9 protein-coding genes and 1 pseudogene are annotated in these 12,100 nt (G+C 69.8%); 7 read left to right on the forward strand and 3 right to left on the reverse strand.

All coding sequences use genetic code 11. From position 1 onward, the window contains the following. Positions 1–121: 121 nt before the first annotated feature. Positions 122–787 (reverse strand): annotated as a pseudogene (locus BC358_RS11955) (dienelactone hydrolase family protein). 108 nt (positions 788–895) lie between these two features. Further along, a complete protein-coding gene (locus BC358_RS11960; protein ID WP_079365998.1) occupies positions 896–1,198 on the reverse strand; it encodes a putative quinol monooxygenase in 303 nt (100 codons plus the stop codon). Between the two features lie 109 nt (positions 1,199–1,307). Between BC358_RS11960 and BC358_RS11965 the strand changes: the two genes are divergently transcribed. Further along, positions 1,308–2,270 carry a GlxA family transcriptional regulator gene (locus BC358_RS11965; RefSeq protein WP_079365999.1) on the forward strand — a complete coding sequence of 321 codons (963 nt, stop codon included), beginning with the start codon at positions 1,308–1,310 and terminating at the stop codon, positions 2,268–2,270. Positions 2,271–2,595: 325 nt separating this feature from the next. Here the strand turns inward: BC358_RS11965 and BC358_RS11970 are convergent, their stop codons facing one another. Further along, on the reverse strand, positions 2,596–3,378 hold the full coding sequence (locus BC358_RS11970) for an IclR family transcriptional regulator (protein WP_079366000.1): 783 nt from the start codon (positions 3,376–3,378) through the stop codon (positions 2,596–2,598). A gap of 196 nt (positions 3,379–3,574) precedes the next feature. Between BC358_RS11970 and BC358_RS11975 the strand changes: the two genes are divergently transcribed. The 6 genes from BC358_RS11975 to pcaF are packed head-to-tail and all read left to right on the forward strand — an operon-like array spanning position 3,575 to position 12,091. Next, positions 3,575–4,552, forward strand: coding sequence for a tripartite tricarboxylate transporter substrate binding protein (locus tag BC358_RS11975; protein WP_079366001.1), 978 nt, complete (start codon positions 3,575–3,577; stop codon positions 4,550–4,552). Between the two features lie 16 nt (positions 4,553–4,568). Next, a complete protein-coding gene (locus BC358_RS11980) occupies positions 4,569–5,360 on the forward strand; it encodes an enoyl-CoA hydratase/isomerase family protein (RefSeq protein WP_079366217.1) in 792 nt (263 codons plus the stop codon). 4 nt (positions 5,361–5,364) lie between these two features. Continuing rightward, entirely contained in the window at positions 5,365–7,485 is a 2,121-nt protein-coding gene (locus tag BC358_RS11985; protein WP_079366002.1) for an acetate--CoA ligase family protein, read from the forward strand. A 9-nt stretch (positions 7,486–7,494) separates the two neighbouring features. Next, positions 7,495–9,549 carry a 3-hydroxyacyl-CoA dehydrogenase NAD-binding domain-containing protein gene (locus BC358_RS11990; protein ID WP_079366003.1) on the forward strand — a complete coding sequence of 685 codons (2,055 nt, stop codon included), beginning with the start codon at positions 7,495–7,497 and terminating at the stop codon, positions 9,547–9,549. Positions 9,550–9,551: 2 nt separating this feature from the next. After that, a complete protein-coding gene (locus BC358_RS11995) occupies positions 9,552–10,877 on the forward strand; it encodes an MmgE/PrpD family protein (protein ID WP_079366004.1) in 1,326 nt (441 codons plus the stop codon). Positions 10,878–10,888: 11 nt separating this feature from the next. Beyond that, positions 10,889–12,091, forward strand: a complete 1,203-nt coding sequence (gene pcaF / locus BC358_RS12000) for a 3-oxoadipyl-CoA thiolase (RefSeq protein WP_079366005.1) — start codon at positions 10,889–10,891, stop codon at positions 12,089–12,091. The last annotated feature ends 9 nt before the right edge of the window (positions 12,092–12,100 follow it).

A 12,100-nucleotide genomic window follows, 5' to 3' on the forward strand; every position in this document is an offset into this window, starting at 1 on the left:
AGCTGCCGGCTGAACGCCCCTCCAGGCAAGTCGGTGCAAGCCGCAGCGGCACTGCCACGATCTTTACTTGCCGTGTGCGCGGGTTGATGCACTGCCGGCGGCGGGGCTGTGCATCCTGGCGTCAGACGCGGTACTTCTTGAACCAGTCGCCCGCCAGCTTTTGCGCGTAGGTGGCGGCGGCCTTGTCGTAGGTGGGCCGGTAATCGGCGTTGAAGCCGTGGTCGACGTTTGGGAACACCACGATCTCCGAGCCGCTGCCGCCCTGGTTGATCAGGCCGCGCATCTTGGCGATGGTCTCCTGCTTGACGAAGGCGTCGATGCCGGATTACAGGCCCAGCACCGGCACCCTGATCTCGTCGGCGAAGTCGATCGGGTCCTGCGGGCGCAGCTCGGGCGTCTTCAGGCCTTCGAGCAGGCCGTCGTACGCCACGGCGGCGTTCAGGTTGCCGTTGTGGCGGGCGTAGACCCAGGCCGTGCGGCCGCCCCGGGAGTAGCCCACTAGGCCGGTGCGCTTGGCGTCGGCGTGGCCGCTGGCGCGTGCAAAGCCAAGGGTGGCGTCGAGGTCGGCGCAGACCTGGGCGTCGGGCACCTTGGACACCGCCTGCGACAGGATGGCCGGGATGTCGGTCATCCTCGACACATCGCCCTGGCGGGCGAACATCTCGGGCGCGATGGCGAAGTCACCCATCTTGGCGTAGCGGCGGCACATGTCCTTGATGTGCTCGTGCACGCCGAAGATCTCCTGCACCACCAGCATCACCGGGAACTTGCCGGGGCCAGCCGGCATCGCCCGGTCAGCCGGGAGAATGTGGGTTTCCGCCTGGGCTGCTGCGCAGTCGAGTCAGGACGAAGCCTGTGTCGGTGCGGCGGTGCGTGCGGTGATGGGTGCGACTTATCAGCCCGGCAACTTCGCCGCCAGCAGATCGATTTTCTCGATGACTGGCGGCGTGCTCAGCAGCGCAGCGGCGTTGGCCATCAATGCGGCGGCGATGGCGCCTTGCAGGTGAGCCTCGCGCCCGGCCTCGTCGGCAAAGGCGTCAAACACGCCGAAGGTCGAGGGGCCGAACTTCAAGGCGAACCAGGCGGTGGTGCCCGACTCCGCGTTGGCGAGCGGCAGCGCGCCGGCCAGGAATTCGGCAACCGCGGCCTCCTGGCCGGGTTTGGCTTCGAGACGGACGAACAGGGCGAACTTGGTCATGGCGTGATCCTTGGTCTTTACGGGTGGGTGTTTCAGGGAGCCCGCAGCTTAAGCGGTGTCGGCAATTTCCACGAGGGGCAGGAAAGACAATATTGATATCATTTCTGCCATGCGAATTCACCTGCTTGTCTTGGATGGCGTGTTCGACCTGGGCTTGGCGGCCCTGACCGACACACTCAGCACGGCCAACGCACTGGCGGGCTCGCTCGAACAGCCGCCAGCGCCTATCGAGGTCACGCTGGTCGGCGTGCAGCGCCGCGTGCGCACGGCGCAAGGTCTGACAGTGCCCGTGGTGCCCGTGCACGGTGTGCAGAACCCCGACGTCGTGCTCATGCCCGCGCTTGGCGCCAAGATGCCGGACACGCTCGCGGCGCGGCTGGCATGTGCGGACGTGGCCGACGCGGTCGTCGCGTTGCAGCAGTGGTCCGGCGCCGGAGCGGCGGTCGGTGCCGCCTGCACCGGCACCTTCTTGCTGGCGGAGAGCGCGCTGCTCGACGGTCAACGCGCCACGACCTCATGGTGGCTGGCGCCGATGTTCCGGCAGCGCTATCCGCGCGTGCTGCTCGATGATTCCCGCATGCTCGTGAACTCGGCCGGCTTCACCACGGCCGGTGCCGCCTTGGCCCACCTTGATCTGGCGTTGAGCATCGTGCGCAGCTGCAGCCCGACGCTGGCGGCGCTGGCGGCGCGTTACCTGCTGGTCGAGGCACGCGGCTCGCAAGCGGAGTTCGTGATCCCCGATCACCTTGCCCACGCCGACCCGGTAGTCGAGCGCTTCGAAAGCTGGGCCCGCCAGCGGCTCGCGCACGGGTTCTCTCTTGCACAAGCGGCCGTCGCAACAGGGACCAGCGAGCGCACCTTGGCGCGACGCCTGCAGGGCGTGTTGGGTAGGTCACCACTGTCGTATTTCCAGGATCTGCGCGTCGAGCGTGCTGTTCATCTGCTGCGCACCAGCACCGACAGCGTCGACCAGATCGCCGCGCAGATCGGCTACTCCGACGGCGTGACCCTGCGCGCCTTGTTGCGACGCAAGCTGGGCCGCGGCGTGCGGGAGTTGCGCGCCGGCGGCTGATCGGATTTGCACTGGGCCGCACGCCGGAGCATTGAACCGCCCAGGAGCAGTCATCTCCCAATGCCTGCTCCTGGCCGAAACAGGTCAATCCGAAAGGTGAATGACCGCCGCCACGCGCGCCAACCCCCGGACCGGCGCGCCGGGGTGTCCTGCAGAGCGAAGTAAAGGAGGAGACGGCCGCAGGCCGTCGGGGGACATGAGCGGCGCAGGGCGCCCCGGTGCACCGGTCCAGCGAGCGAGGCGCCGCGCGGCGGCGCACGGGGCCCTGCCCAATGAGAGGTCGACTGCGGGCTGTCTGGTGGACTGGAGGCCGCGCCGAACACCCTTACGGTTCGGGCAGCTTCGACAGCTCCAGGCAGATCTCCTCTTTCAGGCGCAGCAGGTGGGGGGCGAGGGTCTTGATCCAGCGCTCGGGCGGTTCCTGTGTGGACATGCTGACGTTGACGACGCAGAGGCCTTCCGAGGACGGGAACGCCGTGGCCAGCGCCAGGACCTCGGGCTGCCAGCTGGCCCAGCAATAGCCCTTGGACTTCATGCTCTCCATCGACGCCTCGATGGCCTTTTTGACCTCCGGCCAGTGCCGGCCGTTGCGCTTTTTGAAGATGGGCTCCAGCAGCCGGTAGCGGCCCGCAGGCGCCGCCGCCAGGTACGCCCGGCCCAGCGAGGTGAGTTCCATGGGCACGCGCTGGCCGGACACGACATTGCGCAAAGCCACGCGCCGGTTGTAGCGGATCGACTCCAGGTAGACCATCTCGTCCCGGTCGGGGTAGGCCAGACCGACGTTGATGCGTTCGCGCTCGGCCAGCGCGCGCATGCGCGGCGCGGCGATGGCCAGCACCTGCGAGCCCGATCGCATCGCATGCCCCAGGCTGAGCACCAGCGGCGCGAGCCGGTAGGCGCGGCGGGCGCGGTCCTGCTGCAGCAGGCCGGCCGCGACCAGGGTCTGGGTCAGGCGGCTCACCGTGGAGTTGGACAGGCCGGTGCGCTCCGCGATCTCGCTGTTGCCCAGCAGGTCCGACCCCGGCCGGAAGGCGCGCAGGATGTCGGCGCCACGCAGGAGGGAGCGGTTGGAAGCCGATCGGCCGGGGTGTTCTTCGAGCGGATTCATGGCGCGCCTTTCGAGGGTTTGCCCAGGTGTCTGGGTGGCATTTCACTCGTTCAGAGGGTCATTCTAAATTCCACTGAATGGAATTGCGTGGGTCTCAAAAAGGACCCACGGTCCTAAGCTCAGGACTCGCCCAACCGGTCGATGCGGCGCCGAACCAGAGGCAGCTCCCGACCCCTTTCCACCCAGGAGACACCCCATGAAGTTCTTTCCCATTTCCCTGCGCGGCCTGGCCACCGGCCTGTGCCTGAGTCTGGCGGCGTTCGCCGGTGCGGCCCATGCCGAGTACCCGGCGGACAAGCCGGTGCGCATCGTCGTGCCGTTCGCCCCTGGCGGTGGCACCGACCTGATTGCCCGCACCCTGGGCCTGGGCATGTCGCAGGCGCTGGGGCAGACGGTGATCGTCGAAAACAAGCCCGGTGCGGGCACCGTGATCGGCACCGACCTGGTGGCCAAGAGTGCGCCCGATGGCTACACCCTGGTGATCGCCACCATGGCGCACGCGGTGAACCCCAGCCTGCTCAGCAAGCTGCCCTACAACAACGACACCGCATTCGCGCCGGTGAGCCTGGTGGGCAAAGGCCCGAACGTGCTGGTGGTGCGCACCGAAAGCCCGTACAAGTCGGTGAAGGACATCCTGGACGCCGTGAAGTCGGGCAAGAAGCTGACCTACGCCTCCCAGGGCAACGGCACCTCGGCCCACCTGGCCGGTGAAATGTTCGTCAACCTCACCAAGGCCGATCTGCTGCACATCCCCTACCGCGGCGCCGGTCCGGCCATGAACGACCTGCTCGGTGGCCAGGTGGACCTGTTCTTCGGCACCGCCGCCGCGGTGTCCAGCATGGTGGAACAGGGCAAGCTGCGCGCCCTGGCGGTGACCACACCCGAGCCGTCGCCCGCGTTCAAGGGGGTGCCCACCGTGGCGGCCACGGTGCCCGGCTACTCGGTGGAGAGCTGGTACGGCTTCTTCGTCCCCGCCGGCACGCCGGCCCCCGTGATCGCCAAGCTCAATGCCGCCATCAAGAAGGCCGCGCAAAGCCCCGAGTTCGTGAAGAAGGTGGAGCACGAAGGCCTGGTCGTCAACGCGTCCGATCCCGCGGAGTTCGACCGTTATGTGAAGACCGAAGAGGCGCGCTGGAGAAAGATCGTCAAGGAAAACAACATCAAGGCCGACTGAGCCGCGGATGCCCGACATGGACTACACCCTGATTGAACTGACCGTGAGCGAAGGCATTGCCACGCTCACCCTCAACCGCCCCGATAAGCGCAACGCCATGAGCGACGGCATGCGCTCGGAATTCATCCACGCACTGGAGTCGGTGACCGCCGACAAGGCGATCCGCGCCCTGGTGCTCACCGGCGCCGGCAAGGGCTTCTGCGCCGGGGGTGACATTGCGGGCATGCAAAAGCGCATGAACGCCCCGGCCGGCGAGGTGGGCTTCAACGGCTGGCACCGCCAGCAGCGCGTGCACCACACGCAGGCCCTGCTGCACACCTGCCCCAAGCCCGTGATCGCCGCGGTCAATGGCGCGGCCTCCGGCCTGGGGGCCGACACCGCGCTGGCCTGCGACTTCATCATCGCCAGCGAGTGGGCGAGTTTCGCCTGGTCGTATGTGCTGCGCGGCATCGTCCCGGACGGTGGTGGCATGTATTTCCTGCCGCGCCGCGTGGGCCTGGCCAGGGCCAAGGAACTCATCTTCACTGGCCGCCAGGTCAAGGTGGACGAAGCGCTGGCGCTGGGCATCGTGGACCGCAAGACCGGCGCCGACACGCTGCTGGCCGACGCCCAGGCCTGGGCCGCCGAGCTGAGCCAGGCCTCCAGCACGGCCATCGCGCTGACCAAGACCATCCTCAACCAGAGCTTCGAACTCAGCTCGCACGATGTGTTCGCGCAGGGCAGCCAGGCGCAGGGCATCTGCTACACCAGCAGCGAGCACCGCGCCTCGGTGGAAGCGTTTCTGGCCAAGGCCGCCAGCAAGGAGTGAACCCATGGACGCATCCGTCTTTGCCCCCACGAACGCCATCGACCGGCTGCTGCGCCCGCGCAGCGTCGCCATCATCGGCGCCTCGGCCGACCCGGCCAAAACCGCCGGCCGCCCGGTGGCCTACCTGCAGAAGCACGGCTATGCCGGCCGCATCCTGCCGGTGAACCCCAAGGCCGACCGCATCGGCGACCTGCCGTGTTACGCCGACATCGCCTCGTTGCCGGAAACGCCCGATGTGGCCATCGTGCTGCTGGGTGCCGAGCGTGCGCACCTTGCGGTGAAAGATCTCTCGGCGCGCGGTTGCGCGGCGGCCATCGTGCTGGCCAGCGGCTACACCGAGACCGGTGAAGACGGGGCGCGCCGCCAGAAGCAGCTGGTGCAGGCCGCCGGGCCCATGCGCATCCTGGGGCCCAACACCATCGGGCTGGTGAACCTCACCGACAGCATCGTGCTCTCGGCCACCGGCGCGCTGGAGATGGATGAGTTCCCGGTGGGTGGCATCGGCGTGGTGTCGCAGAGTGGCGGCATCCTGGGCTCGCTGCTGTCGCGGGCGGCGGCCCGGGGCATCGGCCTGTCCAAGCTGATCTCCACCAGCAACGAGGTGGACCTGGAGCTGGCCGATTTCATCGACCACCTGGCCGACGACCCGGCCACCCAGGTGATTGCGCTGTACGTCGAAACCGTGCGCGATCCGGCCAGGTTCCGTGCCGCCTGCCTGAAGGCGGCGGGCAAGGGCAAGCCGGTGGTGGCGTTCAAGATCGGCCGTTCGGAGGCGGGCGCCCAGGCCGCCGTGTCGCACACCGGCGCCATGGCGGGCGCCGACCGCATGTACGACGCGCTGTTCCGGCAGGTGGGCGTGATCCGCGCGCGGACCTTCAACGACCTGCTGGACATCCCCGTGGCCCTGGCCACGGGCCGCCACATGCGCGGGCAGCGCGTGGCCATCCTCACCAGCACCGGCGGCGCCGGCACGCTGGTGTCCGACGACCTGGGCGTGGCGGGCTTCGAGACCCCGGCACCCGACGCGGCCACGGCCGAGGCCCTGCGCGCGCTGCAGACCGGCAGCGAAGCCGTGCTGGACCGCAACCCGATCGACGTGACCCTGGCCGGGCTGCGGCCCGACCTGCTGCGCGGCGCGATCCGCGCCCTGCTGGCCAGCCCGAGCTACGACGCACTGGTGATCATCGTCGGCTCGTCCAGCCTGGCCATGCCCGAGCTGATGGCCAACGCCATCCGCGACTGCCTGCCCGATTCGGACAAACCGGTGATGGCCTATGTGAGCCCGCACGCGCCCGACGTGGGGGCCCTGCTCACGCGCCACGGCGTGCCCGCCTTTGCGGCGGCCGAAAGCTGCACCGCCGCGCTGGCCGCCATGTTCAGGGTGGGCAGCTTTGTGGCACCGGTCGAAGAGAAGGACACGGTGGGTGTCGTCGACACGGGCGATCTGCCTTCGGGCTCGCTGGACGAGGCCCAGGCCAAGCAGCTGTTCGCGCGCTTCCAGGTGCCCTGTGCGGCCGAGCGCATCGTCACCACGCCGGCCGAGGCCGAGGCCGCGGCGCGCGAGCTGGGTGGCCGCGTGGTGCTCAAGATCCTGTCGTCGCAGATCACGCACAAGAGCGATGTCGGGGGCGTGGCCATCGGCCTCACGCCCGAGACCGTGGGCGAGCGCCTGATCACCATGACCGCGGACGTGCACGCCAAGGCCGGCGTGCGCCCGGACCGCTTCCTCGTGCAGGAGATGGTGGGCGGCGGCACCGAGCTGATCCTGGGCATGCACCGCGATGCACTGGGCACGGCCGTGCTGCTGGGCATGGGCGGCGTGACGGCCGAGCTGTTCAAGGACACCACCATGCGCCTGCTGACGCAGGACGCGCAGGGTCTCAAGGCGCTGAGCCGCGCCGATGCCTTGTCGATGGCGAAAGACCTCAAGACCTGGCCGCTGCTCGATGGCTTCCGGGGCCGGCCCAAGGCAGACGTGGAGGCGCTGGTGGACGCCATCGTGGCGTTCTCCCGCATGGCGGCCCAACTGGGCGACCGCCTGGTGGAGGCCGAGATCAACCCGGTGTTCGTGCGCGCACAAGGCCTGGGCGTGAGCGCCGCCGACGGCGTGGTCGTGCTGGCCTGAGGAACCCGCATGACGCCACGCGTGCACCTGGAACGGGACGGCGGGATCGCCGTCATCGTGATTCACAACCCGCCCATCAACGCCGGATCGGCCGCCGTGCGGCAGGGGCTGATGGCCGCCATCGAGACCCTGCGCAACGACGACACGCTGGAAGGCGCGGTGCTCATCGGCGCGGGCAGCACCTTCATCGCCGGATCGGATCTGCGCGAGTTCGGCCAGCCGCTGACCGAGCCGCAGCTGCCGGCCGTGATTGCGGCCATCGAGACCTGTGGCAAGCCTGTGGTCGCTGCGTTGCATGGCGCTGCGCTGGGCGGCGGCTTCGAGCTGGCGCTCGGTTGCGACGCGCGGGTCGCCGCGCCGGGCGCGGTGGTCGGCTTGCCCGAGGTGACGCTGGGCATCATTCCCGGCGCGGGCGGAACGCAGCGGCTGCCGCGCATCGTGGGCATTCCACGTGCGATCCGCATGATCTGTTCGGGTGAACGGGTGCCCGCTGCGGCGGCTTTGGAGGCGGGCCTGGTGGACCAGATCGCCACCGACGATCTGCGCAGCGCTGCGGTGGCGCACGCCAGGCAGCTCAAGGGAGAGAAGCGGCTGGTGCGCGAACGGATGGTGCCGCCGGCCGCGACCGCAGACGTGGCGGAGGCCACTACCGCTGCGCTCAAGGCCGGCAAGCGCCGACCCGCGGTGCTGGCCGCCATCGATGCCATCACCGCCACCGCCCATGTGGGCATCGACGACGGCCTGGCCAACGAACGCGCCGTGTTCCAGCAACTGCGTGTCTCGCGCGAGGCCTTTGCGTTGCGGCACCAGTTCTTTGCCGAACGCGACAGCGGCAAGCACCCTTCACTGGACGGCGCCGTTCCATGCGCCGTGGAGCTCGTGGCCGTGATCGGCTCCGGCACCATGGGCTCGGGCATCGCCATCGCCGCACTCGACGCCGGCTACCGCGTGCTGCTGCTGGAGCAGGACGCCGCTGCGCTGGAGCGCGGCACCGGTCGCATCCACGCGCACTACGCCTCGCGGGTGCAGGGTGGCAAGCTCAGCGCCAGTGCCGCCGCGGCCTGCGAGGCCCGCCTGCAGACCAGCCTGGACTGGGCCGAGCTGGTCAGTGCCGACCTGGTCATCGAGGCGGTGTTCGAAGACCTGGGCGTGAAGCAGCAGGTGTTCCAGCGCATCGACGCCGTGGCACGTCCGGGCGCCGTGCTGGCGTCCAACACCTCGTACCTGGATCTGGATGCCATCGCGGCGGCCACCTCCAGGCCGCAGGACGTGATCGGCCTGCACTTCTTCAGCCCCGCCCACGTCATGAAGCTGATGGAAGTGGTGCGCGGCCAGGCGTCTGCGCCCGACGCGCTGGCCACCGGCCTGGCGCTGGGCAAGCGGCTGAAGAAGCGGCCGGTGCTGACCGGCAACGCCTTCGGCTTCATCGGCAACCGCCTGTACGCGGCCTACCGGCGCCAGTGCGAGTTCATGGTGGAAGAGGGCGCCTGGCCCGAGCAGGTCGACGCTGCGCTGCAGGCCTTCGGCTTTGCCATGGGGCCGTTCGCGGTGGCCGACCTGTCCGGGCTGGACATCGCTTGGCGCATGCGCCAGTCCCAGGCCGCCACGCGCGACCCGCGTGCGCGCTACGTGCACATTCCCGACCGCCTGTGCGAAGCCGGTCGCCTGGGCCGCAAGACCGGCGCGGGCTACTACGGCTACCCCGACGGTAGCAAGGGCCCGCAGGTGGATGAGGCCGTGCACGCACTCATCGCGCAGGCCCGCGCGGACAAGGGTCTGCAGCCCCGCGAGCTCGGCGACGACGAGATCGTGCGCCGCGCGCTGCTGGCCATCGTCAACGAGGCCGCGCTGCTGCTGGCCGAAGGCGTGGCCGAGCGTGCCACCGACGTGGACGTGGTGCTGGTCAACGGCTATGGTTTCCCGCGCTGGGAAGGCGGCGCCGTGTTCTGGGCGCGCGAACGCGGTGCGGCCGCGCTGCAGGACGACCTGCGGTGGCTGGCCGGGCTCAGCGGACCAGGCTTTGTGGCCGGCGACCTGCGCCACCTGCTCACCACGGAGAACTGAACATGCACGCCGTTGAAACCTTCGCACGCTTTGCCACTGGCTTTGCCCGCACACCCTTGCCCGCCGAGGTGGCGCACCACGCCCAGCGCGCGGTGATCGACTGGTACGCCTCGATCTACCCGGGCCTCGACACCCCGGCGGTGCAGGTGCTGATGCAGACCATGGCCGACGACCTGGACCGGGGCGCGGCCCGGCTGGTGCAGGGGCGACCAGCCACCACGCGTGCCGCCGCCTTGATCCAGGGCACCGCCGCGCACGCCGCAGAGGTGGACGACAGCTTCCGCGATGCGATGTACCACCCCGGTGCTGCCACCATCGCCGCCGCGCTGGCCCTGGCCCAGACGGTGGGAGCGAGCGGCCCCGAGTTCCTGCGAGCCGTGGTGCTGGGCTACGAAATCTCCACCCGCATCGGCGTGGTGATGGGCCGCCCGCACTACAGGTACTGGCACAACACCGGCACCATGGGCAGCTTTGGCGCGGCCGCCGCCGCGGCGAGCCTGCTGAAACTGGACGAGACCGCGTTTGCCCACGTGCTGGCCATCGCCGCCACCTTCACCGCCGGTTTGCAGCAGGCCTTCCGCGGGGAAGCCATGGCCAAACCGTTGCACGCGGGGCGAGCGGCCGAGGCCGGCGTGCTGGCCGCGCAGCTGGCCGCGGGCGGCATGCGCAGCTCGCTCGACGTGCTCGAAGGTGAGTCGGGCCTGGGTCAGGCCATGAGCGAAGGGCCGGACTGGTCCGCCGTGGGCGCCACGCTGGGTCAGGACTTCCACATCACCCGCCTGACCTTCAAGAACCACATCGGTTGCGGTCACACCTTCGCCGCCATCGACGGCGCGCTGGAACTGCAGCGCCAGCACGGCTTCCGCCACGCGGACATCGAGCGCGTGGCGCTCGGCGTCTACCAGCCCACGCTGGACATCGCGCCGCATGTGGACCCGCAGAACGCCGACCAGGCCCGCTTCAGCCTGCACTACATGGTGGCCAGCGCGCTGGTGCATGGCAGCGTGCGCCTCTCAGCCTTCGAGCCGGAGCGGCTGAACGACCCGGCCACGCGCGCGCTGATGCAGCGCATCCACAAAGCGCTGGACCTCGCCGTGGACGCCGCCTTCCCGGGCCGGCGCGGTGCGCACGTGACCATCACCCTGCGCGATGGCCGCCAGCTCACGTTGCTGCAGCCCGACCGCAAGGGCGACCCGGAACTGCCGCTGTCCGACGCCGACCTCGAAGGCAAGCTGATGGAGCTGGCCACGCCGGTGATCGGCGAGGCGCAAGCCCGCGCGCTGCTCGCGCGCATCTGGCAACTGCACCAGAGCGCCCAACTTCCCTGAACGGAGACAACATGACCCACGCCTTCATCTGCGACGCCGTGCGCACCCCCTTCGGCCGCTACGGCGGTGCCCTCTCCAGTGTGCGCGCCGACGACCTGGGCGCGGTCCCGCTGCGGGCCCTGATGGAGCGCCATGCGCACCTGGACTGGGAAGCGGTGGCCGACGTGGTCTACGGCTGCGCCAACCAGGCCGGTGAAGACAACCGCAACGTGGCGCGCATGAGCGCGCTGCTGGCCGGCCTGCCGATGGCGCTGCCCGGTTCCACGGTCAACCGCCTCTGCGGCTCGGGCCTGGACGCGCTGGGCACGGCGGCGCGGGCGATTAAGAGTGGCGAGGTGGAGCTGATGATCGCCGGTGGCGTGGAGAGCATGAGCCGCGCGCCGTTCGTGATGCCGAAAGCGACCAGCGCTTTTTCGCGCGCCAACAGCGTCGAGGACACCACCATCGGCTGGCGCTTCGTCAACAAGCTGATGAAGGCGCAGTACGGCGTGGACAGCATGCCCGAGACGGCCGAGAACGTGGCGGCCGAGTTCCACATCTCGCGCGCCGACCAGGACCGCATGGCCCTGGCCTCGCAGACCAAGGCCCTGGCCGCGCAGCAGACGGGCGTGTTCGACGCCGAGATCGTGCCGGTCCATGTGCCGCAGAAGAAGGGCGAGGTCCTGGTGGTGAACCGCGACGAGCACCCACGCGCCACCACGCTGGAGGCGCTGACCAAGCTCAAAGGGGTGGTGCGCCCCGACGGCAGCGTGACCGCCGGCAACGCCTCGGGTGTGAACGACGGCGCCGCCGCGCTGCTGCTGGCCAGCGAAGCCGCCGCTGCGCGACATGGCCTCGCGCCGCGCGCCCGCGTGGTCGGCATGGCCACCGCCGGCGTGCCGCCGCGCATCATGGGCATGGGCCCCGCGCCGGCCACGCGCAAGGTGCTGGCGCTCACCGGGCTCTCGCTGGCGCAGATGGACGTGATCGAACTCAACGAGGCGTTCGCCGCCCAGGGCCTGGCCGTGCTGCGCGACCTGGGGCTGGCCGACGACGACGCGCGCGTCAATCCCAACGGCGGCGCCATCGCCCTGGGCCACCCGCTGGGTGCCAGCGGCGCCCGCCTGGCCACCACCGCCGTCAACCAGCTGCACCGCAGCGGTGGCCGCTACGCGCTGTGCACCATGTGCATCGGGGTGGGGCAGGGCATTGCGGTGGTGCTGGAGCGGGTGTGACCTGACCCG

Source organism: Hydrogenophaga sp. H7, assembly GCF_002025745.1.
Lineage (GTDB): Bacteria > Pseudomonadota > Gammaproteobacteria > Burkholderiales > Burkholderiaceae_C > Hydrogenophaga > Hydrogenophaga pseudoflava.

Coding starts and splice junctions, on each gene's coding strand:
- BC358_RS11960 (WP_079365998.1), bottom strand. CDS start 1,198: ATGACCAAGTTCGCCCTGTTCGTCCGTCTCGAAGCCAAACCCGGCCAG.
- BC358_RS11965 (WP_079365999.1), top strand. CDS start 1,308: ATGCGAATTCACCTGCTTGTCTTGGATGGCGTGTTCGACCTGGGCTTG.
- BC358_RS11970 (WP_079366000.1), bottom strand. CDS start 3,378: ATGAATCCGCTCGAAGAACACCCCGGCCGATCGGCTTCCAACCGCTCC.
- BC358_RS11975 (WP_079366001.1), top strand. CDS start 3,575: ATGAAGTTCTTTCCCATTTCCCTGCGCGGCCTGGCCACCGGCCTGTGC.
- BC358_RS11980 (WP_079366217.1), top strand. CDS start 4,569: ATGGACTACACCCTGATTGAACTGACCGTGAGCGAAGGCATTGCCACG.
- BC358_RS11985 (WP_079366002.1), top strand. CDS start 5,365: ATGGACGCATCCGTCTTTGCCCCCACGAACGCCATCGACCGGCTGCTG.
- BC358_RS11990 (WP_079366003.1), top strand. CDS start 7,495: ATGACGCCACGCGTGCACCTGGAACGGGACGGCGGGATCGCCGTCATC.
- BC358_RS11995 (WP_079366004.1), top strand. CDS start 9,552: ATGCACGCCGTTGAAACCTTCGCACGCTTTGCCACTGGCTTTGCCCGC.
- pcaF (WP_079366005.1), top strand. CDS start 10,889: ATGACCCACGCCTTCATCTGCGACGCCGTGCGCACCCCCTTCGGCCGC.